Raw genomic sequence first — 24,010 nt, forward strand, 5'->3', positions numbered from 1 at the left:
CGCCGCTGGCTCCAGCGACAACCGCAATAACATCGTCGGCCGGCTTCAACGTTACGCAGGTTTTCGGTCGTTCGATCCGATCAGCGGGACATATTTGGGACGCGACGGTCGACGGCACTATGCAGATAGCGAGGCGTTTGCGGGCGCACTCAACGTAAGCAAGATGCGGGAGCCATGATCATGGGATCGTTAGCGCAGAATTCGGATCGCTCTGATGAGGTGAAGTCGTTTCCCGCGCTCCGGGCCGAGATGGTCAAGCACAATATCGCCGCGCGCGGTGTGCGGGACGAGCTCGTTCTCGAGGCAATCGGCAAGGTGCCGCGCGAGTTGTTCCTGCCGGAGAGGCTTCGCGAATTCGCCTACGAAGATTCGCCGCTCCCGATCGCCGGGGAGCAGACGATTTCTCAGCCCTACATCGTTGCTTTCATGGCGGAGGCCCTCATGCTCAACGGCGACGAAAAGGTGCTCGAAATCGGGGCCGGCTCCGGTTACGCGGCCGCGGTGCTGTCGGAGATCGCGGCCAATGTCTACACGGTCGAGCGCCTCGGTCCCCTCGCGGAAAAGGCGGCAGTCACGCTCGCCGAACTCGGTTACGATAACGTCCACGTTCTGCATGGTGACGGCACCAAAGGCTGGCCCGAACATGCGCCCTACGACGCCATCGTGGTCGCCGCCGGCGGTCCGCAGGTTCCAAAGGCGCTCAAGGAGCAGTTAAAGATCGGCGGCAGGTTGGTGATTCCGGTCGGCGCCGATCAGCATAGCCAGGAATTGGTACGCGTCATCCGCGTTTCGAAGGACGAGTATCGCAACGAAGACATTGCCGATGTCCGCTTCGTTCCATTGATCGGAGAGGAGGGGTGGGCGACTGCAAAAGGCGAGACCAGCGCGACCGTGCGACGAGCGCTTCGGCCGGTCGCGCCGGATGAGGAAGCGTTGGTCCGTAATCTCGCCGACGCCGCTGAATCGTTTCCATCCATCGAGGCGGCCGATCTCGGCCCGCTGATGGAGCGTATCGGGTCGGCGCGCGTCGTGCTGCTCGGCGAGGCAACCCATGGTACTTCCGAGTTTTACCGGATGCGCGAACGTATCACTCGGGATCTGATCGTCAAGAAGGGTTTTGGCTTCGTGGCGATCGAGGCGGACTGGCCGGATGCCGCTCGTGTCGACCACTATGTGCGGCATTTCGAATATCCGCCGTCGGAGTGGACGGCGTTCGCACGGTTTCCGACCTGGATGTGGCGAAACACCGAGGTGCGCGATTTCGTCAGCTGGTTACGCAAGCACAACGGCACGGTAGAGAAGAGCAGGCGCGTCGCGTTTCACGGCCTCGATCTCTACAGCCTCTACGATTCAATTCGGTCGATCCTGAACTATCTCGACGACGTGGATCCCGCGTCCGCGCGTGTGGCCCGCGAACGCTATGGTTGCCTGACGCCGTGGCAGCGCGATCCCGCCACGTACGGACATGCGGCGTTGACGGGATCCTATCCGACTTGCGAATCCGACGTGGCGCGCGCGCTCACCGATCTCTTGGCCAAGCGCCGGGCATATGCCGAGCACGATGGCGAGCGCTTCCTCGATGCCGAACAGAATGCGCGTCTTGTGGCCAACGCCGAGCGCTATTACCGGATCATGTATTACGGCTCGCGCGCGTCATGGAACCTGCGCGACAGTCACATGTTCGACACCTTGAACAACCTGCTGGCATTTCATGGGCCGGACAGCAAGGCGGTGGTATGGGCGCATAACTCGCATGTCGGCGACGCGTCGGCGACTGAGATGGCCGCCCGCGGCGAGCACAATATCGGCCAGCTTTGCCGTAAGCAGTTTGGTGACCAGGCGTATCTGGTTGGCTTCGGCACCCACAGCGGCACGGTCGCCGCGGCATCCGATTGGGGCGGCTTGATGGAGATCAAGACCGTCCGCCCGTCGCTTCCCAACAGCTACGAACAGCTGTGTCACGCAGTGGGCCTTCCACGCTTCATGCTCGGCCTGCGCGGTCGCGGCGAACTCTGCGGTCCGAAGGGTCTTGGCAAGGAACGGCTTGAGCGGGCCATCGGCGTGATCTACAGGCCCGAAACCGAACTTGCGAGCCACTACTTCCAGGCCAGTTTGCCACAGCAGTTCGACGAATACTTCTGGTTTGACGACACCCGGGCGGTAACCCCGCTGAATACGGCCGAGATCGCCGGGCTTCCGGACACTTATCCGTTCGGAGTGTGATCACGTAAGCTGACGGCTTTGCGTGACAGAACGCAGGCGTGCGGGCAAGGCTCCCGGCAAGCCCGGTGGATCGATTGATTGCCGCCGTGCTTGCAACGCTGCGCCGAAAGTCGGCGGCCTGAGTGCGTCCGCCGAGGTTTGTCGGTCTCGATCCTGGCAGGAGCGGTCGGGACGCGGACGACAAGCGCGCCGATTGACGCAAATCAAGATGACGCAGCGCAAGTGGGTCAGGCTTGCTTAGCATTTTCATCTGATTGGGTACGAGATGATGCTTGGAGACCGTAGGTCCCGTGTCGTTGCGGCCGCTCACGCCGGCAAGGTGGTTGTCTTCACCTTGTTCGCTGCGATGATGGGGGCGCCACTGTTGCCCGGCGAAGTCAGCCGATCGCTTGCCGCAGAGGTCGATGCGGTCGGTGTCATCGCTCCAACCGGGTTCGCCGAGATCGTCGAGCGCGTGAGACCGGCGGTCGTCGGCATTCGTGTGAAGACGAACCAGCGAACGTCTGATGTCCCGCGCGCCCGGCCGATCCCACAAGGGTCGCTGCTGGACCGGCTTTTTCGGCAGTTCGGCATCCAGATGACTCCGGATCAAGACCCTGGATCCGACATATTGGTAGGCGCGGGATTCCTGATCTCTGGGGACGGCTACATCGTCACGAACGAGCATGTCGTAGGGGGCGGCATAGACATCGAAGTGACGATGGATGACGGAAAAACCTACTCAGGCAAGCTCATAGGCGCTGATCCGCAAACTGATCTCGCCTTGATCAAGATCGCCGCCGCTGGGGACCTGTCATATGTCCGTCTGGCCGCGACGGAGCCCCGGATCGGTGAATGGGTGCTCCCGATCGGCAACCCATTCGGATTTGGCGGCACAGTTACTGCGGGTATCGTATCGGCGCGCGGACGCGATATCGGTGAGGAACCCTATAGCGATTTCATTCAGATCGACGCGCCGGTCAACAAGGGAAATTCGGGCGGTCCCACGTTCAACATGAGGGGCGAGGTCGTCGGGGTCAACACGGTCATTTATTCTCCATCCGGCGGCTCGGTAGGGGTGGCGTTCGACATCCCAGCCGAAACCGTAAGCCTCGTCGTGCAACAACTCCGGGAGAAGGGGCGGGTCACGCGCGGCTGGGTTGGCGTGTACCTTCAGGAGATTACGCCGAGGATCGCGGACGCACTGGACATGAAGAAGGCGCAGGGAGCTCTCGTTGCCCAGCTGGACCCGGGCGGGCCGGCCGCAAGGCAAGGCGTTGAAGTCGGCGACGTGATCGTGCTCCTGAACGAGCATAACGTGACAAGCCCCCGCGATTTCGCCCGAACGATGGCGGCGATAGCGCCCGGCTCCGCTGTCAATCTCCGCGTCTTGAGAAATGGTCAGGCCCACCCTTTGATGGTGACGGCGGGCGACCTTTCGGAGGCAACGAAGGACCCTTCCGACAAGCACGCAGGCCTGGGAGAGCGGACGGCGTTCGGCCTCACTCTCGCCCCGGCAATCTTGGTTCCGGGCGCAGGCGTCAGTGGTGTCGTAGTCTTGGAGATCAATCCCGAAAGTGAGGCGGCCGACAGCGGTCTTCAGATCGGTGATATCGTGCTCAGCGTCGTGGGCCGGCCCGTCGCCACCGTGACCGACTTCAACCGAATGGTAGGCGAAGCCCGGGCGCAGGCGAAGCGAACGCTGCTGACCCATATCAGACGCGCCAACGCTACGAATTTCGTGGCAGTTCCGATCAACTGAGCGCGGATGGACAGATGACAAGCGTCTGCTTGATGTGCGCAAAGCAGCGCCCAGCGTCCGGGCGCTTAATTTTGTCACACATTCTTGATGGTGCGAAACCACCGCAGATTCTGGTGCCGGCGGATAGACGTTTGTTCGCGCGGAAATCGCGGCAAGAACTCCATCGATGGTCGCTTGGTCGATGTCAGATGCTCCACATTCCGCATCGATAATGGTTGAACCATGGAACCGATACTCTCAGAGCGTAGGACATTAACTCCGAACGAAGCGGCGTCCGAACTGCGAGCGTCGGCCAGCCCCCGACCGGAAACCCTGGAGCAGCGTTTGCGGAAGCGCACGCGTACCGGGCCCGCGGTTTCCTGGTACGGCAAGATACTCATCATCGGTGCGATACTGATCACGTTCGGCTGGGAGCTCTTTCACTTCATCATCGCTTGGTGACCTTGGACTGAAAGGGACAGGAGTCAAGCGCGGCGACTTGTCGGCGGCTTGCTATGAGCGCCTCGTCTCCCATGCTGGCGCTGAGGTACGCGTCAATAGACGAAGACCGGCGTTTCCAGAAGGTGATCATTCACCGTCACAACTCCAGGAATTGCCTCCGCGGCAACGCGAATCGCCGTACGTTCGGCGAGCGAAGGCGCGAAGCCCCAGATATCGACCACGCCGTCCTGCACGGTCGCGTTCACGTTGAACGTGTGAGCCCAGGGCTGCTTCCTGAGCTCCTCGAAGAACCTCTTCCTGATGGTGGAATCGGGAGGGGTGATCACGAGCTTCGGCTTGGCGCTCGCGATGGCCTGAAGCAGGTTGGCCCGGCTCACAATCCCGACAAGCTGACCTTGCTTGTCAACGATCGGAACGCGCTTGATCTGGCGCTCTTCGAGCAGCATCGCGATCTCGGCCAAAGGCATCTCGGGTGTCGCGGTGGCGACATCCCGGGTCATCATGTCCTGCACTTTGGCAGAGTGCGACTTGACGTAGTCGGTCGCGAGTTGCGCGTCGCCGGTCAAAAGGCGCAGCCACCAGGAGGAGGAGCGTTCAGTCCCGCTTTCCGCCCTGTGCATCAGATCTCCTTCACTCACGATACCGAGAATCCTGTTGTCGGCATCGACGACCGGCACGGCACTGATCCGCCGTTCCATAAGGATCTGCGCGACCTGGCGGACGGTCGCGTTTGGTCCGACCGTAACAACAGGGGATACCATTACGTCTCGTGCTTGCATGACAGACCTCATTCGATCGATCTCGTCTAATTCTACTAATTCTGCCGAATCGCGGATCGGCCGGTTTGATCGGGATCAAGTCGCGCAGCCCTCGCGACAGCTGCCGGTGACGCCGGTCGTCGCCTTCGTCGCGTGGGGCATGTCAGGCGACCTGACCCGCAGCTTGCCGTCCTGTGCAGATGCTCGCGGCGCTCGAGCAACGCTTGAGAGCTTCACGGCAAGCAGTCGATCCGCGAGCCCTCGGTGCCTGGGAACGACGATGGGCTCTGCTCGAGCGCCTCTCGCAGCCTCAGGACGATGATGCAGCCCGAAAAATCCAAGCAAAGACAAGGCTTCGCAATGCGTACGTCAGCGCGGCTGGTCCGCAACTATCGTCTCCAAATAGGCGACGATCGCCTCGATCTGGTTTTCTGAGAGCCTCGGATTGGGCATCGCCTGGTCCGGTCCGAGACGACGATGGTTTGACGCCAGAAATTTTCGGAGCCCGTCGGCAGAGAATGACGGCCGGCTGACGATCTCCCGGAAGCCTGGCGCCGATGGGCGCGGTGCGGGCGCTTCCCGTGCCGCGTCGGCGACGACATGGCAGGTCCCGCAAGATGAGTGGGCAAGAGATCGGCCCTCCGCAACCTGGTCGACGAACAATTGATTGGGGACCGGCAAGGTGAGCGGGATCTGGATCGCGATTGCGGCATACCCGCTGCTGCGGTGACAGCCGTTACACTCGTTGGTCATGGCGGCATACGACGTCATGAACGCGGGCAAGTCCTTGGACTGGAGCGCCTGGCGTACCGTCCGAAGTTGTTGCCTGGCGCGGTCGGCTCGTGATGGATCAGCCAGCAACTTGCCAGTAGCTTCAAGGTTGGCTTCGATCTGTTGAATTTCGTAGTTGGCCAGGTCCCAATTGCTCAACTTGCCGGCAAACCATAGCTTTGCATGCTGAAGCTGAAGCCTGTTCATGAGATCGGACAGCGTTGCAGACACGTCAACCGGTGCCCCGGCGCTCGAGGCCGACAGCGTTGCAAGAATTGCGACCAATAAAAGGGTTCGCGGGCGCATGATCGAGCTTTCCCGATGTTTCCAACCAAATTGGCATCTCCGCCCGTCCCGGCGTTGATCTCCATCAAGACGCCATTGGGCGCAGGAAATACCTCTTGGGCCCTTCAGGAGCGAACGATATGCGCGCGCACCAAATCATGTCCCGTCGAGTCATGACGATACGGCCCGAGGCTGCGGTCGCCGATGCGGTCAAATCGATGCTCGAGCATCATATCAGTGGTCTACCGGTCGTCGATGCGGCGGGAAATCTCGTAGGTATCCTGTGCGAAAGCGATTTTCTCAGGCGGAGCGAGATCAGGACCGAGCACGAGCGAAACCGGCTGCTTTCCATGCTGCTCGGCAGGGAGCGGGTCGCCAGTGAGTTCGTGAAGGAGCATGGGCGCAAGGTAGAGCAGGTGATGACCCGTCAACCTGTGACCGTCAACGAGCAGGCACCGCTCGATGAGGTGGCGGACATGATGGAGCGCCGGCACCTGAATCACATTCCCGTCATGCGCGATGACCGCATTGTCGGCATCATCACACGCTCCGATTTCCTTTCGGCTGTTGCTGGACCATTGACAGGCGCTTTAGGCTATTCTGGAAACGACAACCATCTGCGTCGGTCGGTTCTCGCGGCGCTGGCCAGGACACCTTGGCAGCCAATCGGCCTGAACGTCAGCGTGAAGGATGGTGCGGTGACGCTCCGTGGCGTCATCGGAGGCGAAAATGCCCACCGGGCTGTGATTGTGACTTGCGAGAACGTTCCCGGTGTTCTGCGAGTGGATGACCGCCTCTGCGTCCAATCCACTCATCCCGACCCGGAGGACGATTACGGTGGAGGCGATTTCGTTTCGCTTCAGATGGAACCTTCCACTCTCGATGACGAACCGCTGTAGCACCTGTGCAGGAGGCAACTGGGAGAGCCGATGTATTCTATTCGGCCGGCTGAGCGTCCTGATCCCTTGGGGGCCGTCCGACGGACTTGCGGTGTGCGTTGCGATGTTCCGACGAGCGGACTGCCCGAAAAATCAGTCTCCCGATGGGCGATGAGAACAGCGCAATTTCAAGTGCCGCGTAGAGCGAGAATAGTACCAAAACCTTGATGAATTCGTTCGTCATGGCCGTGCCCTCCGTCAATCGACTAGATCGGATGCCTCTCAGTTCGAGCCACTTCGGCGAGCGGATGGCTCGGGCGGGGCTTGTAGATGGTCTGCGTTGCCATCACCTGCGCATTCATTTCCGGAGGAGCCAGCCGAATGCACAGCGTCGTCGTCACGATAGCGATGCTTGCGAGCAGGGCAGCTACGACCACCTTCAAATGAGTTGCCTTATCCGCCGTGTAAATTGAGTGGTTCATCGCGGGCTCCGTTGGCAACGAGCCGAAGACTGTATGGCGAAGTGTTCCTACCGCATCAGGCAGGCAATCAAAATTCAGGGGCGTCACCTAAGTATGTTTCCGGAGGCCTGATTTTGAGAGGACGCGGGGCAATTTGCGAATCCTCAAATCGCATCTGATCCCGTTCATTAGGCTGTTTAGGCAACCTCACTTGGACTGCCTGAGGTGCCCCATGCGAAGCCGCAAATCTCGCCGACGTCTGGGATGGATCGGTATCTTTGTATGTGGTCTGCTCTTGGTGGCCGGCTCCGGCCCCTGTTGGGCTAACGACTATCAAGATGAAGGAGAGACCCCGCAGGCAGGCCGCTGAAGTGCATCTGGAGCATGACCTTGGCCGCTTCTTCGATCGTCGTATGAGGCGTCACGGCGACGACGTCTCTGGTCATTACATGAAGTGCGCGCATGTGCCCCCGATAGCGCGCAGTTGCAACTGCGGGCGAGGCTGCGATGCAGCCTCGCCCTGACAGGCTTTCAAGCCGCCTTCACGTTGATCGTCTTGGCCGGCTTCTGGGCTTCCTCGGTTTTTGGAAGCACGACCTTCAGCACGCCGTTCTTGAAGGTCGCCTCGATTTTGTCGGCGTTGACGCCCTCCGGCAGGGTGAAATAGCGCTCGAAGCTGCCGTAGCGGCGCTCGGAGACGTAGTAATCCTTCTTCTTTTCCTCGGTCTCCTCGCGCTTCTCGCCCTTGATCGTGAGACCGCCATTGGCGACCTTGACGTCGATGTTCTTCTCGTCGAGTCCCGGAAGCTCGGCCGTAATCTCAAATGCCTTGTCGCTCTCGGCGACGTCCACGGCCGGCGCAGAAATCGACTTCGAGAAGTCGCGCTCGAGCCGTGCGAGCGAACGGAACGGCCGGTTCCAGAAGCCATTCCCGAAATCGTCGAAAATCTGGTCGATTTCGCTTCTCAATGCCTGAAAGGGCCGCCAAGGCTCACCCGCGACAGCGGGAGGAGTGGAGGATTTCGTAGCGGGCAGTTTGGTCTCGGTTGCCATGATCACTCTCCTTCGAGGTTTGACCATCTCGGTCGAATAAGAGTAGCCACGGTCGTCGGTTGGAACGTTGATTTCGCTCAAGCTGGAGTTAATGAGCTCTGGACGTTCTTCGATCCGGCGACCTCGAAATTCGAGGGGCGCTATTGGAGTTGCAAACGAAATGTGCTGCGAACTTGCCCTGCATTCTTCAGTGCGATGATGCGGCAGTGAGGCAGACGTTCTTCGATGTCAAAGCGGTTGCTGGGTTCGTCGCTATGCCGCTGATTTTGGCACCCAGCGGTCAGCGAGTTTCACGTAAGAGCGCTTGACGGCGAACCAGGCCGTTCTATGTGCTATCTCTTCCTGGCGAATGTCGCCGGCATGCGAGGCAAAGGCGTGGTTGAACGCCTCCCTGTAGATGTCCAAGGCGTGAGAGGGCAAGTGACGTCGTAATCTCGCGGGAAGATCATCGTTGGACCGATAAGGCACGTTCGTGTCTCCCCCAAATTCGATACTGAATAAGCCGCTATGGCATCGCCATGTCCGCTTCGGGCAGCCGCTCGCGTTTCTGCTCCGGGATTTCAGTCATCGTCGCTTCGGTCAAGAGGAGCACGCTTGCGACGGACACCGCATTTTCGAGGGCCGTCCGTACGACCTTTACCGGATCGACGATGCCAGCCTCGACGAGATCGACATACACCTTGCGGGCGGCATCGAAGCCGATGTTGCCCTCGCTTTCGAGCATCCGACAGGATGGCATGTGCAAGGATGGTGGATGTGCTTGTGCCATCGCCGACGACGTCGCCGGTCTTTTCGGCGGCCTGACGCAGCACCTGGGCGCCGAGATTCTCTTCGGCATCCTTCAGGTCAAATTCCTTGGCGATGGTGACCCCGTCGTTGCAGACGATTGGCGCTCCCCATGCCTTCTGGATCAGCACGGATTTCGACTTCGGGCCGAGCGTCACGCGCACTGCGTCGGCAAGGAGAGAGATGCACCGCGCAAGACCTTCTCGCGGGCTGCTGAATGGAACAGGACTTGTTTGTGCCATTTCAATTGCCTCGAGGCGTGCCGTCGTTGGCGTGACTGCGGGCGACTTTGTTACGACTGCGTCCGGCTCAGCTTGATCTTGGTCAACCTGGGGCGGAGGTTATTGAGCCGGCCGGTGAAGAAGTGGCAGATCGAGACTTGACCTGACGCAGCGAGACGGAGTTCCAGGCCGGCAGCCAGTTTGCGATAGCTTTTGTCTCTTGTCCGTTTGACCGAGCGGAGGCTGCTCTGTGCCACCTGCGGCAGCGTCGCCGACGTGAGCTGAAGCAGAATGTCCTGATCGCGAGCCCGGACCCGCAAAGCATCGTTCGACGAACGTTCAATGTCAGGCGAGCTTTCGCAATAGCTGCGTTGACCTGGATCAACCTCAGACCGTGCGGTCAAACTACCATTTTCAACAGTTGACCCGGACCGGAGGTGGACGTGGACTCCAATCAGATCTCGCGCAAGCAGAAGATAGTGATGGCCGTCATCTTCGCGGGGAGCATGCTGCTCATCGTCCTGCAATTCATTGCTACGACTTACAACTCAATCGAAACCATCCCCTATAGTCAGTTCGAGCAGTTGCTCGCCCAGGATAAGGTGGCCGAAGTTTCGGTTGGTCCTGATACGATCCAAGGGAAACTGAAAGAGCCGCTTCCCGGTGGAAAATCGGCATTTGTGACGGCACGGGTTGATATGGCCTTGGCCGAGAAGCTGGCGGAAAAGGGCGTCAGCGTAATTGGCGTTCCGGGAAGCGGCCTCGTTCAAGGCCTCCTGTCCTGGATCTTCCCGGTCGTCGTCTTCTTCGTGATCTGGTACTGGGCAGGACGCAGCATGGGCGGCCGGCAGGGCTTCGGCGGTCTGATGGCGATCGGGAAGTCCCGCGCCAAAGTCTATGTCGAAAAGGACATCAAGGTCACTTTCGCCGATGTCGCCGGCGTCGACGAGGCGAAATTCGAGCTTCAGGAAGTGGTCTCGTTTCTGAGGGACCCCGCGAGTTATGGCCGCTTGGGAGCGCATGTGCCCAAGGGGATCTTGCTGGTGGGTCCGCCAGGAACGGGAAAGACCCTGCTTGCCCGCGCCGTGGCCGGAGAGGCTGGGGTCCCGTTCTTCTCGATCTCGGGTTCTGAATTCGTCGAAATGTTTGTCGGGGTGGGCGCGGCACGCGTCCGCGATCTCTTCGAGCAGGCCCGCAAGGCCGCTCCGTGCATCATTTTCGTAGACGAGCTAGATGCGCTGGGACGCAGCCGCGGGCCGCTGTCGTTCTCGAGCCACGATGAGAAGGAGCAGACCCTCAATCAGCTCCTGTCGGAGCTTGACGGCTTCGACCCGAGCGCCGGCGTCATCCTGCTGGCGGCCACCAACCGGCCCGAAATCCTGGATCCCGCGCTGCTGCGCGCCGGGAGGTTCGACCGGCAGGTTCTCGTCGATCGGCCGGACAAGATCGGGCGCGCTGCCATCCTCAAGGTGCACGTCCGCAAGATTCGCATGGGGGAGGTCGATCTCGACAAGGTGGCGGGCCTCACGACCGGTTTCACGGGAGCTGACATCGCCAATCTCGTCAACGAGGCTGCGATCGCCGCGACTCGGCGGGGCGGTAACGAGGTATCGTTCGGAGATTTCGTCACCGCGATAGAGCGGATCGTTGCCGGCGTCGAGAAGAAGAGCAGAGTTCTTGGCAAGGACGAGCGACGCAGGGTCGCTTATCACGAGATGGGCCATGCCCTCGTGGCCGCCAGCCTGCCTGGCGTCGATCCGGTGCAGAAGGTTTCGATCATACCGCGCGGGATCGGCGCCCTCGGGTATACGATACAGCGCCCTACCGAGGACAGGTTCCTGCTGACGATAGGGGAGCTGAAGAACCGTATCGCGGTGCTGATGGGCGGGCGGGCGTCGGAGCGCTTGATTTTCGACGGCGCGATTTCGACCGGGGCGGCCGACGATCTTCAACGCGCGACCGAAGTCGCCATAGAGATGGTCACCAAGTACGGCATGGACGAGGTGGTCGGACAGCGCACCTATGCGCCAAAGCCTCAAGCATTCCTCGCGGCTCAGGATGCGGTCGTCGCCGCCTCCGAAGCCACCGGCCGGGAGATCGATCTCGCGGTCCGAAATCTGATTGAGGAAGGGGATCGCCGCGCCCGCGATATCTTGGAACGGCGGCGTTCCGATCTCGATGCTGGCGTTGAACTATTGATCGCCAATGAAACGGTGACTGCGGAGCAGTTTTCTCCGCTGCTTGCGAAGAGCGCCGAAACAAAACAGCCGGTCGCCGCATGAGCGCCGTCCGGCTGCTTGAGGGATTTTCTGCCGCGTGACCTCGCGCGGCAGATTTCGGTGGCCGTAGGAACGCGCCCGAAGCTTCAGCCCACGGCGCGCATCAAGGGATCACGACGAGCATCCACCGGTTGTTGGCTGATCACGACGTCATGCCACAGGCGGCTGGAATGTACCTCCGACGGAGCCGAAGCTCCCGGTGCCAAGCGAAGGCCGGTGATGACTTCACGCTCGATCCAGCGTCGTACCTCGATTGGTGCGTTGCAAATCTGGTCCGCTGTTGGTGTGATCCCGATCATGGTGAGCTCCTATTCTTGCTCACCATAGCTGCCAGCCTGTGGCGGAAATTGATGTCCATCAAAGGCGTCACGTGTCAGAGCCAACCGTCTCGTTCGCTCTCAATCCCGGCGCGGCCAGACCTTGCTTCGCAAGCGGTGGCAAAAGTCATCGAGCCATGTGTGAACATTCTCAAGATGGATCAAGTGCCGTTCCGCGTCCTGCCGTTCCGGTGTGCCTGCGGCAAAGGAGTCGCGGACGGATGCCGCTTGCGCGACCTGTTGCCTGCTGGCTGCAGATGTCCTTGTCGAATTTTCACTCGCCAGAGCGTTGCGGCAAGCAGGAGATACGCTGCGCAAGTCCAGAGTGACTGCCAGTTCGACGGTCCTTCGTTGAACCCGACATAGATCGCCGCAAACAAGAATACGCCTGCGTATATTGACTCCGCCATGGGGCGGATCCCGTCCTTGACTGGATTAACCAGCATAACGCCCACGAAGGGCACCGTTGCCATCGTCAGAGCCGCATAAGGAAAATCCACAAAGCGCGGGTCAAATACAAGACCGAGCGCCGTCGCTGTGCCGATCACGATTGTCGCGATCCAGGCTGCTCCGTGCAGGATCGCCAGCGTCGATCGTGTTCGGTGGAGCTTCGGGCCCAGCAATTCCAGAAGGGTGGGCGATGGACGTCCCGACATGAGGGCCGCGGCCCCAAACAGCGGCGAAACGGTTGCCGCCAGAAGAAGCGAACCCCAGAGCAGCCAGCCGCTCGCTCCGTAGCTCTCATGGACCATCTTTTGGGCGGCTACTCCAAACAGGATTCCCGACGTCGTCGCCGATATTGCAACCGCGAGCCACGCGATGAGCCGAGGCTTCCCGGAGCTACGACGCAACGTCAACCATGCCGCGCCGAATATCAGGACTGCCAGTCCCATCCCGCCGCCCATCTGCAGCTTCCACATTGGAAAATTGCTGATGGGCACCCCCGGCGGGTATTTCAGGCTGCGCTGCGCGGCGTCAAAGAGCCCCCAAGATCCGCCAACCGTGCCCTCGATTTCCCGTTTCCACGATTCATCATATGCCTCGAACAGGTTGACACGGAAATTCTCACGCCGAGCCAAGTCGAGGATTTCAGAGACCACCCGAGCCTGGTTGACCGGTGACGGCAAGGCCGACTCGCGCATTCGCCCCGCACTCGGCCAGCCTATTTCCCCGATCAGGATCTCCTTCCCTGGAAATGCCGATGCTATCTCGCGACGAATGACGTCGACATGAGTGGCTGCAGCTTCTGCGCGGATCGGGATATTCTCCCAGTAGGGCAGGATGTGCACCGTGACGAAATCGACGGCGTCATAAAGTTCGCGGTTGCTCAGCCAGAATTCCCAGACGTCGGCATAAGTAACGGGTACGGTGACCTGCGCCTTGACCGATCGTATTGTGGCCGCGAGATCAGAAGCCGTTATGTCCTTGCGCAGCAAGGTCTCGTTTCCGACGACGAGCGCGATAATCGTCCCGGGGTATTGCCTCGCGAGGCGGACTGCCGTTGATATCTGCGTCGCATTCTTTTGCCGATTCTTGTCAAGAAAAATGCCCTGAATGACTTTCAGCCCCAGTCCGGCCGCAAGCTCAGGGATTTGATCGAGCCCGAGATCGGTCGCATAGGTCCTGACGCAGCTGGAGATATTCGCCAGCTGGGCGAGATCTTCGGCGATCTGCTCACGTGAGACCTGTGTCGCCTGCGAAAGCGATGTCTGATGGTTGCGGAAAGGAGCGTATGATAAGCACTGAAGCTTATCGTTCGGATCGATGGGCGCCCGCACCAAATCGGCCGGCAGGCCAAGCCACCACCAGACCACAGCGATGGTGACCAGCGACACCAGCAGAAGCGTCAACGGCGCGTGAAAGGAAACGAGCTGCCTATTTCGTAGCGAAACGCCTTCTATGGCGCCTTCCAAGCGGGTGACGTGAAGATCAAAGGACTGCGTTTGCGGAGGCTGCGTCATCTTGGTCACACGCCGGTCTGTCTCGCGTTCGGCGAGGGTTCGAATTCAGACTGTGCAAGCGCGGATGTCATCGCACTCGCAGAAATCGCCAGAACCAAACACCAATTCCGAAGCCTCATTTGCGCGACCCCAAGTGATGGTCGATTAGGCTATCAGGGCAAGAGGCCCTCACCTTGCGCTGCATCAAATCCTTGTCGGCAACAATTGCGGTGACACACTTGCATTCGGCGTTGGCTAAACCTTGGTGAATTGCCTGCGCCTGTTCGACAACGATCACGAATGTCGATGATTAATCCCGCTCGACGAAGATGGCCTTTCATTCCTTCGACGTCCTGTTCTCGAACGAGTGAGACTGAATTAAGGGCTGACTCGACGTGGCCGACCTTGAAATTGCCGTCGATTGATTGCTCGCTTGGAAAATAGATGCGCAAATCTTCCCTTGGTGATGGTCGCGCGGCGACGCTGGGGGGCCGGAACACCGTGACCGTATCGACAAGGTCTCGAGTGCCCTCTGCGTCGCCGGCTGCGACGGCGAGCTATTGCTTTGCCTTGGCGGAGAAAACGAGTGACTGGTCGTCGATCTCCTCGTCGGGAAGGCGATGGACGCCTGCCATGACGTGCAGTTCTGCTAGGGACGGCATGGCCGCGGCGGAAAACGCGACCAAGCGAGGCTGGCTTCTCAAGACCAAGGCGGCAGCCACAACCAATGGCAGAACAACGAAAGAGGTTATCAAGAACAGCTTCATGTAACGTCTCCCATTTCGAATGTGGAGAAGAAACGGTTAGCAGAAAGATTGGCGCTAAGTTCGGGCGCTCGATTCAGCGAACGCCGATGTGGCGGACTCCTGCACGAAAGTGTCGAGGATGCCCGCGGCACCTAGTGCGATAGCGGCCACAAACAGGCAGGAAAATATGAAAACGCGCATGCTCTTTGTCCTTAAGATTGCACTCTAGCACAGTTCCAAGAGAATCTGTGCATGTCCCGCACGAAAGGCCGTGTTTAGATTTGGAGTGCGAAAGCCTGCACCTCGATCTCGATGAACGTTCGTCCAAGTGCGCCAACGGCGGCATAAAAGTCAGCCGGGTTCGCCTGCTCAAGGTCCGCGAAAAAGCGTCTCATCCAGCGTGAGACATGCTCTTCAAAGAATAGCCTCTCGAGGGGCGCTGGCGCCGGAATGGTTCCGCCGGCGAAGCCGGCCATGATCTCGCAGAGAAACCCCGCGTGATCTTCGGGCTCCGTACGTTCCGGAGCCTTTTCGAGGCCGAGATCCCCGAGAGTGTCCCGTAACCGCGCGAGCGGACGGCCATACAGGGTCTCGGACAAATAGTGCGACGCATAAGGCAGCAGGGCCCCCTTGCCCAATCCTGCGAAGAGGGCAAAGAACTCGCGCGCCGCGGCCTGCTCGTTTGTCCGGCGTGCCGCCTCCGCCAGCGCATTGTGCGCCACTCCCATTGGGCTGGCATCGCCGCGCAATGCGGAGATGCGGCTCAGTAGATCCCCGTCCGGGCTGCGCGTCAGCAACGTTGCCAACAGCGCGTATTCCTGCGATCGGGCGAAGTCGAAGTCGTCGACAATACGCACTGAAGCGATCCTTGAGGCTGCTAGCGCGGCAATGCGCTGCCGTGACGTCGTCGTCGCGGAGAGGGCAACACCGTTGCAGCAAGGCCATCAGGTTGCTCGCCTGCGTCCAGGTCCTCGGTGGTCGGTGTTGCGGCATCATCTGGTGACGACCCAACTGCCAGGGCCGTTGGTTCGAGGGCGGGCTGTTCGGAATTGACGAGGCCCTGCCGAACCGGGTTGATCGGTGGTGGCGCGTCCGCGAGCACGTCCTGGACCTGCTCCATACCCTTCGAGACCTGCGCGACCAGGTCGGCAATTTTGTCGGTCGAATCGAGCGGACCGAATCCCGGAATAGCGTTGGGGTCATTGAAGTCCCACTGGTTCTCCGCGATCCCTATGAAGTCGCGAATCGCAGGATCGACTGCCCAGGCTCGGCGCAATGCTGCGCGGGTCAATTCCACCGGAACGCCGGTGTTCAGGAACGTAACAATGTCGGTGTGAGCGGTAATCGACTCGATCGACGGCAGACTGGCGAGATCGAAGGGGCGGTCGGCCTCGTCGTCCCCCGCGGACGGCTGCACGGTTTGCCTGTTGCCGGCCGGATCAGCATCGGCGCTTTTCGATGCCTGCTTGAGACGCGCCCAGCGGAGAAAGACGTTATTGTCTGGCACTGTTCAGTCTCGTGTCATGCACTGAGGTTGCTAACGATTGCGCTGCCGTTTGACGAATGGGCGCTCAACATGATGCTCGGCAACGAAACGGCCGATGATCTCGCAGATGCCAATCGGCATCGGGACTGCTTCAACCAGATTGCTGCCCGCGTCGGTGAATGCCTCGCCCTCGGCCGGGTCGGCCGTGACAGCGAGCAGTTCATAAGGCGGTTCGGAGCCGGTGGGACGCAGATTGACCCATAGTGTGGGCGAACCTGATGTGAGATTTTCGCGATAGTTCGTGGTTTCGGTGCGATGCAGTTCGATCACGGCGTCACCTGCATAGAACAGTGTGGCCTCGCCTTCGCCGCCAATTGGAGTCCAAGGTTTCGCAGACGGCTCTCCGGCAAAGACCGACACGGGCCGCCACAGAAAATTGGCCCACTCACTCTTCGCTTTGCGTCGTTCGATTGCGACACCGACGGCAATGCTTGTAAGACTTGTCGATATCAATTTCTGGTCTCCAATCGACGTGCGGTCTCCGATACGGGGTCGCCTTTTGCGACATGCGGAGTATATACTCCGAAAATGATCCGGCCAGTAGGTGGCCGCTCTATCTTGGCATCCGAGGTATATCGTGAGTGTCGAACCTCAAACCGGCAGGCGCTTCCTGATCTGCTCATGCGAAGGGTCGATGCCGCTCGATGCCGATGCGATCGGCCGCGGTTGTCATGGCAAAGTGACGGCAGCGACGCAACTTTGCGGTACCGAACTTGGCCTGTTCAAGGCTGTCGCAGCCGAAGATACTCCACTTACTGTAGCCTGCACCCAGCAGGCGGCGCAGTTTTCGCAGGTTGCAACCGAAAATAATCGTGCGAATTCGATACAGTTTGCCAATGTTCGCGAGACCGCGGGATGGTCTGGCGATGCCGACCGCGCGGGGCCGAAGATGGCCGCGCTGCTGGCCGCAGCGGCCGAAGTCGCTGAACCCGCGCCGATGGTTCGGCTGGAGAGCGACGGAATCATCCTGGTCTACGGCCGCGACGAGGCAGCGATCGAGGCTGGCGATTTGCTGAAGGAGCACCTCGACGTCACCGTGCTGATTGCGCCACCAGCCGTGATCGCGCCGCCACGTCACTCCGACTATCCGATTGCCAAAGGCCGGATAAGCAGCGTCAAAGGACATCTGGGTGCGTTCGATTTGGTGGTCGACGAGTTTGCCGAAGCGGCGCCCTCCTCGCGCCGCGTGCTGACGTTCGGCCCATCGCGCAGCAATGCTCGTTCGACCTGCGACATCGTCCTCGACTTGACCGGCGGGCCGGCGCTGCTTCCAGCCGATTTGCGCGACGGCTATCTGCGTGCGGATCCCGGCAGTCCCGCAGCTATTCTCCAGGCCGTACTGAAGGCGCGCGACCTCGTCGGTACCTTCGAGAAGCCGCGTTACATCACCTTTGACGCCGGGCTTTGCGCCCATTCGCGCTCGAAGCAAACCGGCTGCACCCGCTGCCTCGATTCCTGCCCTGCCGGCGCGATTACGCCCGCGGGCGACCATGTGGCAATCGATGCCGACATCTGCGCGGGCTGCGGTCAATGCGCGACGGCCTGTCCCACGGGCGCCGCATCCTATGCAATGCCGCCCGAAGATGCGCTGGTCAGAAAGCTGCGCGCCATGTTGATCGCGTACCACCAGGCGGGCGGTGAGCGGGCTGTCATGCTCGTGCACGACGAGGTCCATGGTTCGCCGCTGATCGATGCGCTGGCGCGGTTCGGCGGCGGCTTGCCCGCGAACGTGCTGCCGTTTGCCGTCAACGAGGTCACGCAGGTCGGGTTGGAGAGCATCGCCGCAGCTTTTGCCTATGGCGCGTCGGCCGTGCGCTTCCTGCTCCGGGCCAAGCCGCGCCATGACGTCTCCGGGTTGACGCGGACGATCGCACTGGCTGATCCGATTCTGACCGGCCTTGGCTTTGGCCCGGACCGGCTTTCGGTGATAGAGACCGACGATCCGGACTACTTGGTCAGGGCGCTCCGCGCGGCGCCGACGCACGCACCGGTTTCGCGCCCGGCAAGCTTCCGCCCGGTGGGCCGCAAACGCGATGTGCTTCGCTTTGCGCTGGCCGAACTGCATCGCGCAGCACCTGTTCCCGTCGATGTCGTTCCGTTACCCGACGGGGCGCCGTTCGGCGCAGTCGAGGTCGATACAGCGGGCTGCACACTTTGCCTGTCCTGTGTGTCGGTCTGTCCGACGAGTGCCCTGCGCGACGACCCCGAGCGCCCGGCATTGCGTTTTGTCGAAGACTCCTGCGTTCAGTGCGGTCTGTGCCGGACGACGTGTCCGGAAAAGGTCATCACGCTGGTCCCGCAAATTGACTTCCGCGCGAGCCGGGCGCCAACGCGGGTTCTCAAGGAGGAGGAGCCGTTTTGCTGCATCCGCTGCAGCAAGCCGTTCGGTGTCAAGAGCAGCATCGAGCGCGTGGTCGCGAAGCTCGAGGGCCAGCACTGGATGTATTCGGGCTCGAAGCAGAGGCTGGACGCAATCAAGATGTGCGGCGATTGCCGCGTCAATTTCGTCGCCGAGCAAGGTTTTGAATCTTATGGCGCACCTGGCCCGACCGTCCGCACGACGGACGACTACCTGCGTGACCGGGACGCGAAGCGAGATCCGGACGACCGCGCCAACTGACTTGTCTGGTTCAGGCAAGCCTGCGCGGGATCGCTCTATTCAGCCGGTGTTGCGGAAGCCTGCCGGCCTTCCGCTTCGAGCTTTTCGGCGAGCCAGCGGTCGTGATGCTCTCTCGCCCAATTGATATCCACCTCACCCGTTCCCATCGCTTCGAACGCGCCTTCCATGCCGAGCGTGCCGATATAGATGTGTCCCAGGATCAGCGCGATGAAAAGGATCGCAATGACGGCGTGAGCGACCTGGGCGATCTGCATGTCCGCAATGTTGGTGCCGTAGAATGGAAACAATAGCACGAATCCCGATGCTGATACCGCAATGCCGGCTGCGACCGACAGCCAGTAGACCATTTTCTCACCGAGATTGAAGCGTCCGGCCGGCGCATGCTTCGACTTGATGAAGCCGCCACCCTGCTTGACCCAGTCAATATCGATCCTCTTGAAGAGATTGTCCCTGAAGAAAAGCACCGTGATCAGAACGAGGCCCGCCACGAAGGCAAAGCTCGTGAAATTGTGTATGTACTTCGCGATCTGGGAGATGTCGGAGAAGGCATCCGGACCGACGAGCGGTCGCAGCAGGACCTTGCCGAAGGTGACGTTCAGGCCGGTCAATCCGAGCAGCACGAAAGAGACCGCCGTCAGCCAATGCGCGAACCGCTCGAAGGCCTCGAAGCGGACGATCGTCTGGCCGGAGCGGCCCGCCTCGATGCGAAGCCGACCCATGATCAGATAGGCGAGCGCAAGCACCGCAAGCATGCCCACGATTATCAGCGCGGCACCCCAGTGCAGCAGGACCTCGTGGAAATAATCCCAGGTCCGTCCGGCCGGCTGCATCAACACGCCGGCTTTGACATCGGGAATGTCGATCCGGCCCTGGATGCGCGGTGCTTGCTCCAGAAGCGTTTTCTGGTTGGTCACACTGGCGGTCGGATTGGGCGCCCCATCGGGACCGAGCTTCTGGGCGAGCACCGAGGCTGTCGTGAGACAGAACAGCACCAACAGAAGCGCTGCGAAGCGTATGCGTGCGAAAGCCGTCATGACGGATACCCAATCTTCGTCCCTGATCGTCGCGCTCTCATTGGCGGTAAACGCAGGTCGCCTTATGACTTGACGTCCTCGTGATAGGCGGTTGTCCAGCCCCAGGCTCCAGAGCCATAGCCGCGCGTCTCGACGCGCTCCTCGTAGAGTTGCGCGATGATATCGCCATCGCCTGCGAGCAGCGACTTGGTCGAGCACATCTCGGCGCACATCGGCAGCTTCCCTTCACCAAACCGGTTCGAGCCGTACTTCGCATATTCCTCGGCACTGCCCGGCGCTTCGGGGCCGCCGCCGCCCGCGCAATAGGTGCACTTGTCCATCTTGCCCCGCGAGCCGAAATTGCCCACCTGCGGATATTGCGGCGCCCCGAACGGACAGGCATAGAAGCAATAGCCGCAGCCGATGCACAAATCCTTGTTGTGCAGGACGATGCCGTCTTCGGTCGGATAGATGCATTTGACCGGACACACCGACGCGCAAGGCGCATCGGTACAGTGCATGCAGGCCATCGACACCGACCGCTCGCCGGGCTTGCCGTCATTGATGGTGACGACGCGACGTCGGTTGATGCCCCACGGCACCTCGTTCTCGTTCTTGCAGGCGGTCACGCAGGCATTGCAGTCGATGCAACGATCCGCATCACAGAGGAATTTCATGCGTGCCATTGGTCTGACCTCTCATGCGGCTCTGATCTGACAAAGCGTGGCTTTCGGTTCCTGCATGCCGGTGGCAGGATCATAGCCATAGGTCGTCAGCGTATTGACGCTCTCACCCAGCACGATGGGATCGGCTCCCGCCGGATATTTCGCGCGGAGATCGGCGCCCTCGTACCAGCCGGCGAAATGGAAGGGCATCCAGGCAACGCCCTTGCCGACGCGTTCAGTCACCTGCGCCTTCATCCGGGCCCGTGAGCTGTTCTCTGCACCGGTCACCCAAACCCAGCCGCCGTCGACGATGCCGCGCTCAGCTGCGTCCGCCGGATTGATCTCGACGTACATGTGTTGCTTCAGTTCGGCGAGCCATTTATTGGACCGCGTTTCCTCGCCGCCGCCTTCGTATTCGACCAAACGGCCCGAACTCAGGATCAGCGGGAACTGCTTCGCGATCGCGCGGTCGACGGCGGCCTTCTGCACGGAGAATCCGATATTGGGCACGCGAAATTGCTTCGCGTCCGGCAAGGTCGGATAGTCGGCAACGAGATCGGGACGCGGCGTGTAGATCGGTTCGCGATGCACTGGAACCGGGTCGGGCAGATTCCACGCAATCATGCGGGCCTTGGCGTTTCCGTAAGGCGAACACCCGTGTTCGATCGCGACCCGCTGGATCCCGCCGGAAAGATCGGTCGACCATGACACCTTGTCCGGATCGGCCGGATTGATGCGGTCGATCGTCTCGCGTTCCTGCGCGGTGAGATCCTTGTCCCAGCCGAGTTTCTTCAGCACGCCAAGGGTGAACTCGGGATACCCGTCCTTGATCTCCGAACCGACGGAGTATGAGCCTTCGGCAAGAAGATTGTCGTGATCTTCCCGCTCCACTTCCTGCCCGTTCTCCATCACCTTGCGTTTCACGACGCGTTCGACGCCGAAGCGTGCACGAAAGGTGCCGCCGCCCTCTTTCACCGGAAGATTGGTGTTGTAGAGGATCGGCGTGCCCGGATGCTTGAATTCCGGCGTACCCCAGCACGGCCATGGCAGGCCGTAATATTCCCCGCCAACCTCGGGATCGTCCTTCGGCGCCCGCAATGTCACCAGATCGAACTTGTGCTGGTTCCTCATGTGGGCCTTGAGCCGCTCCGGCGACTGCCCGCAATATCCGGTCGACCATCCGCCGCGGTTGATTTCGCGCAGGATGTCCTCCGCCGAAACCGCGCCGTTCTCGACCTTGATGTTCTTGAACATCAGGTCGGCAAATCCAAACTTGCGGGCGAACATGTACATCATGTCGTAATCGTTCTTCGCCTCGAAGACCGGATCGACGATTTTTTCACCCCATTGCAGCGACCGGTTGGAGTTGGTGCGCGAGCCTTCCATCTCGAAGCTCGTGCAGGCCGGCAGCAGGTAAGTGCCGTTCTTGCGCTCCGACAGCACCGACCACGCGGTCGGATAGGGATCGCAGACAACCAGCAGCTCGAGCTTCTCGATGCCTTTCACCGCCTCCGGCATCCGGGTGATGGTGTTGACGCCGTGCCCCATGATGAACATGGCCTGCACCGGATTGGGTTGGCTGATCTGCTCCTTCGGCAACAAGGTCGCGTCAAACCAGCGCGTGCTGGGAATGCCCGGCGTTTCCATCAGCTTCTTCTCGGGGAAACGCGACTTCATCCAGTCGTAATCGACCTCCCAGACCCGGCACCAATGCCGCCAGGCCTCCTCGGCGAGACCGTAATACAAAGGCAGCGAGGTGACATCGAGACCGAGATCGGTTGCACCCTGCACGTTGGTGTGGCCGCGGAAGATGTTGGCGCCGGTTCCGGGCTGCCCCATGTTGCCGGTGGCGAGCAGCAACAGGCAGCTGGCGCGGACATTGGCAGTGCCGGTGGTGAATTGAGTCTGCCCCATCGCCCAGATCAGGGTGGCAGGCTTCTGCGTCGCGAACACCTGGGCGACGTGTTTGACCTGCGCTTCGGGCAAGCCGGTCACGCGCTCGACCTCCTTGGGAGGCCACTTCGCAATTTCCTTTCGCACCTCGTCCAGGCCGTAGACGCGCTGGCTGAGGAATTCCTTGTCTTCCCAGCCGTTCTCGAAGATGTGCCACAGCATGCCGTAGATCGTGGCAATGTGCGTGCCGGGACGAACCCGGACGTACTCGGTTGCGTGCGCAGCGGTCCGCGTCATCCGGGGATCGACCACGATCATGTTGGCGCGATTGAGCTCCTTGCCTTCGAGAATGTGCTGCAGGGAAACCGGATGGGCCTCGGCGGGATTGCCGCCCATCAGCAGGATCGTCTTGGCGTTGCGGATGTCGTTGTAGCTGTTGGTCATCGCACCGTAGCCCCAGGTATTGGCTACGCCGGTGACCGTCGTCGAGTGACAGATCCGCGCCTGATGGTCGGAATTGTTGGTGCCCCAGAACGCCGCGAGCTTGCGATTGAGATAAGCGGCTTCATTGGTGAACTTGGCAGAGCCGAGCCAATAAACCGAGTCGGGGCCGGCCTTCTGGCGAATATCCAGCAGCTTGTCGCCGATCTCGTCGATCGCCTTCTCCCAGGAGATGCGCGTCCACTGTCCGTTGACGAGTTTGACGGGATAGCGCAGACGCCGCTCGTTCAACACGTCGTCGCGAACTGCGGCGCCCTTGCAGCAATGCGAACCGCGATTGATCGGACTGTCGTAGTCGGGCTCCTGTCCGATCCATACCCCGTTGGCGACCTTGGCGATCACCGAGCAGCCGACCGAGCAGTGCGTGCAGATATTCTTCCGGGTCGTGACCGGTGCACCGACAGGCGATGGTGGACCAGCCTCGGCCTTCCGCACGCCGTGCAGCGCGATTTCACCGACGGCGACCAATGCGCCCGCGGTGACGCCCGAGCGCTTCAGGAAAGCTCGCCGGTCCAAGCCCGACGAAGGTGGCGCGGCTTCCGCATTGGAGGGCCTGGCACGTTCCGGACGACGCTCGGACTTCCTGATCAGCACGGAGGTCTCCTATCGAGCGGTGGGATAGCCGTTGACGCGGTAGAAATTTCTGACTTCCTGTGAGTCAGGTCGATAGCGAGCCTTGCGCTTCTGATCCAGGTCGACCGGCTTTGCAGAAACCGGGGACGGCAATAGCTCGCTAGCGCTGACTACGCCGACGCCAACAATCGTCAGCTTGAGCAGGTCACGTCGAAGAAGCTTTCGCGGAGGGTCACTCTTCAACGAAGCACACTCCCGTTTCGGGTTAGCCCGCCGACAGGTTATCCGAGTTCAGTCCC

Annotated in this window: 21 protein-coding genes and 1 pseudogene; 5 read left to right on the plus strand and 17 right to left on the minus strand. The window is 60.8% G+C overall.

From position 1 onward, the window contains the following. The first annotated feature begins 180 nt into the window (after nucleotides 1-180). Both WHZ77_RS06155 and WHZ77_RS06160 read left to right on the plus strand, forming a co-directional pair. Nucleotides 181-2,223 (plus strand): protein-L-isoaspartate(D-aspartate) O-methyltransferase, encoded by a 2,043-nt coding sequence (locus tag WHZ77_RS06155; protein ID WP_375314665.1) that lies wholly within the window; start codon nucleotides 181-183, stop codon nucleotides 2,221-2,223. Nucleotides 2,224-2,488: 265 nt separating this feature from the next. Further along, nucleotides 2,489-3,964 (plus strand): trypsin-like peptidase domain-containing protein, encoded by a 1,476-nt coding sequence (locus tag WHZ77_RS06160; protein WP_375312862.1) that lies wholly within the window; start codon nucleotides 2,489-2,491, stop codon nucleotides 3,962-3,964. 533 nt (nucleotides 3,965-4,497) lie between these two features. Here WHZ77_RS06160 and WHZ77_RS06165 read toward each other — a convergent pair. Both WHZ77_RS06165 and WHZ77_RS06170 read right to left on the minus strand, forming a co-directional pair. Continuing rightward, nucleotides 4,498-5,184, minus strand: coding sequence for a CBS domain-containing protein (locus tag WHZ77_RS06165; RefSeq protein WP_375312863.1), 687 nt, complete (start codon nucleotides 5,182-5,184; stop codon nucleotides 4,498-4,500). A gap of 348 nt (nucleotides 5,185-5,532) precedes the next feature. After that, entirely contained in the window at nucleotides 5,533-6,240 is a 708-nt protein-coding gene (locus tag WHZ77_RS06170; protein ID WP_375312864.1) for a c-type cytochrome, read from the minus strand. Nucleotides 6,241-6,359: 119 nt separating this feature from the next. Between WHZ77_RS06170 and WHZ77_RS06175 the strand changes: the two genes are divergently transcribed. Continuing rightward, nucleotides 6,360-7,118, plus strand: a complete 759-nt coding sequence (locus WHZ77_RS06175) for a CBS domain-containing protein (RefSeq protein WP_375312865.1) — start codon at nucleotides 6,360-6,362, stop codon at nucleotides 7,116-7,118. A gap of 245 nt (nucleotides 7,119-7,363) precedes the next feature. Here WHZ77_RS06175 and WHZ77_RS06180 read toward each other — a convergent pair whose 3' ends face one another. The 6 genes and pseudogenes from WHZ77_RS06180 to WHZ77_RS06205 all read right to left on the minus strand — a co-directional run. Then, the gene (locus tag WHZ77_RS06180) at nucleotides 7,364-7,579 is read right to left on the minus strand and encodes a hypothetical protein (protein WP_375312866.1); all 216 of its coding nucleotides are present in this window, start codon (nucleotides 7,577-7,579) and stop codon (nucleotides 7,364-7,366) included. A gap of 302 nt (nucleotides 7,580-7,881) precedes the next feature. Further along, nucleotides 7,882-8,022 carry a CBS domain-containing protein gene (locus WHZ77_RS06185; protein WP_375312867.1) on the minus strand — a complete coding sequence of 47 codons (141 nt, stop codon included), beginning with the start codon at nucleotides 8,020-8,022 and terminating at the stop codon, nucleotides 7,882-7,884. A 67-nt stretch (nucleotides 8,023-8,089) separates the two neighbouring features. Further along, nucleotides 8,090-8,611: an Hsp20/alpha crystallin family protein gene (locus WHZ77_RS06190; RefSeq protein WP_375312868.1), complete on the minus strand. Its 522-nt coding sequence runs from the start codon at nucleotides 8,609-8,611 to the stop codon at nucleotides 8,090-8,092. A 252-nt stretch (nucleotides 8,612-8,863) separates the two neighbouring features. After that, entirely contained in the window at nucleotides 8,864-9,079 is a 216-nt protein-coding gene (locus WHZ77_RS06195) for a ChaB family protein (protein WP_375312869.1), read from the minus strand. Nucleotides 9,080-9,116: 37 nt separating this feature from the next. Beyond that, a complete protein-coding gene (locus WHZ77_RS06200; protein ID WP_375312870.1) occupies nucleotides 9,117-9,335 on the minus strand; it encodes a molecular chaperone in 219 nt (72 codons plus the stop codon). Continuing rightward, nucleotides 9,334-9,644: pseudogene (locus WHZ77_RS06205) on the minus strand (TCP-1/cpn60 chaperonin family protein); the annotation flags it as partial. The pseudogene WHZ77_RS06205 and the gene WHZ77_RS06200, both read right to left, overlap by 2 nt. A 417-nt stretch (nucleotides 9,645-10,061) precedes the next feature. Between WHZ77_RS06205 and ftsH the strand changes: the two are divergent. Then, nucleotides 10,062-11,900: an ATP-dependent zinc metalloprotease FtsH gene (gene ftsH, locus WHZ77_RS06210; RefSeq protein ID WP_375312871.1), complete on the plus strand. Its 1,839-nt coding sequence runs from the start codon at nucleotides 10,062-10,064 to the stop codon at nucleotides 11,898-11,900. An 83-nt stretch (nucleotides 11,901-11,983) separates the two neighbouring features. Here ftsH and WHZ77_RS06215 read toward each other — a convergent pair whose 3' ends face one another. The 6 genes from WHZ77_RS06215 to WHZ77_RS06240 all read right to left on the minus strand — a co-directional run bounded on the left by WHZ77_RS06215 (nucleotide 11,984) and on the right by WHZ77_RS06240 (nucleotide 16,899). Beyond that, nucleotides 11,984-12,196 (minus strand): hypothetical protein, encoded by a 213-nt coding sequence (locus tag WHZ77_RS06215; RefSeq protein ID WP_375312872.1) that lies wholly within the window; start codon nucleotides 12,194-12,196, stop codon nucleotides 11,984-11,986. A 179-nt stretch (nucleotides 12,197-12,375) separates the two neighbouring features. Next, nucleotides 12,376-14,175, minus strand: coding sequence for a beta-(1-6) glucans synthase (locus WHZ77_RS06220; RefSeq protein WP_375314666.1), 1,800 nt, complete (start codon nucleotides 14,173-14,175; stop codon nucleotides 12,376-12,378). A 536-nt stretch (nucleotides 14,176-14,711) separates the two neighbouring features. Further along, nucleotides 14,712-14,921 carry a hypothetical protein gene (locus tag WHZ77_RS06225; protein WP_375312873.1) on the minus strand — a complete coding sequence of 70 codons (210 nt, stop codon included), beginning with the start codon at nucleotides 14,919-14,921 and terminating at the stop codon, nucleotides 14,712-14,714. A gap of 254 nt (nucleotides 14,922-15,175) precedes the next feature. After that, nucleotides 15,176-15,757 carry a molecular chaperone gene (locus WHZ77_RS06230; RefSeq protein ID WP_375312874.1) on the minus strand — a complete coding sequence of 194 codons (582 nt, stop codon included), beginning with the start codon at nucleotides 15,755-15,757 and terminating at the stop codon, nucleotides 15,176-15,178. A 20-nt stretch (nucleotides 15,758-15,777) separates the two neighbouring features. Beyond that, complete coding sequence (locus WHZ77_RS06235) at nucleotides 15,778-16,407, minus strand: DUF3306 domain-containing protein (RefSeq protein ID WP_375312875.1); 630 nt, start codon at nucleotides 16,405-16,407, stop codon at nucleotides 15,778-15,780. 30 nt (nucleotides 16,408-16,437) lie between these two features. Beyond that, nucleotides 16,438-16,899, minus strand: a complete 462-nt coding sequence (locus WHZ77_RS06240) for a DUF3305 domain-containing protein (protein WP_375312876.1) — start codon at nucleotides 16,897-16,899, stop codon at nucleotides 16,438-16,440. Nucleotides 16,900-17,080: 181 nt separating this feature from the next. On the opposite strand from WHZ77_RS06240, the gene WHZ77_RS06245 reads away from it, so the two are divergent. After that, nucleotides 17,081-19,066 (plus strand): 4Fe-4S binding protein, encoded by a 1,986-nt coding sequence (locus WHZ77_RS06245; protein WP_375312877.1) that lies wholly within the window; start codon nucleotides 17,081-17,083, stop codon nucleotides 19,064-19,066. Between the two features lie 35 nt (nucleotides 19,067-19,101). Here WHZ77_RS06245 and WHZ77_RS06250 read toward each other — a convergent pair whose 3' ends face one another. From WHZ77_RS06250 to WHZ77_RS06260, 3 genes are all read right to left on the minus strand, one after another. Beyond that, nucleotides 19,102-20,100: a formate dehydrogenase subunit gamma gene (locus WHZ77_RS06250; protein ID WP_375312878.1), complete on the minus strand. Its 999-nt coding sequence runs from the start codon at nucleotides 20,098-20,100 to the stop codon at nucleotides 19,102-19,104. Nucleotides 20,101-20,162: 62 nt separating this feature from the next. After that, nucleotides 20,163-20,765: a formate dehydrogenase FDH3 subunit beta gene (gene fdh3B / locus WHZ77_RS06255; RefSeq protein WP_375312879.1), complete on the minus strand. Its 603-nt coding sequence runs from the start codon at nucleotides 20,763-20,765 to the stop codon at nucleotides 20,163-20,165. 12 nt (nucleotides 20,766-20,777) lie between these two features. Further along, nucleotides 20,778-23,732 carry a formate dehydrogenase subunit alpha gene (locus WHZ77_RS06260; protein WP_375312880.1) on the minus strand — a complete coding sequence of 985 codons (2,955 nt, stop codon included), beginning with the start codon at nucleotides 23,730-23,732 and terminating at the stop codon, nucleotides 20,778-20,780. Nucleotides 23,733-24,010: the final 278 nt, after the last annotated feature.

The sequence above is a fragment of the Bradyrhizobium sp. A5 genome, assembly GCF_042076515.1.
GTDB classification, from domain to species: domain Bacteria; phylum Pseudomonadota; class Alphaproteobacteria; order Rhizobiales; family Xanthobacteraceae; genus Bradyrhizobium; species Bradyrhizobium cosmicum.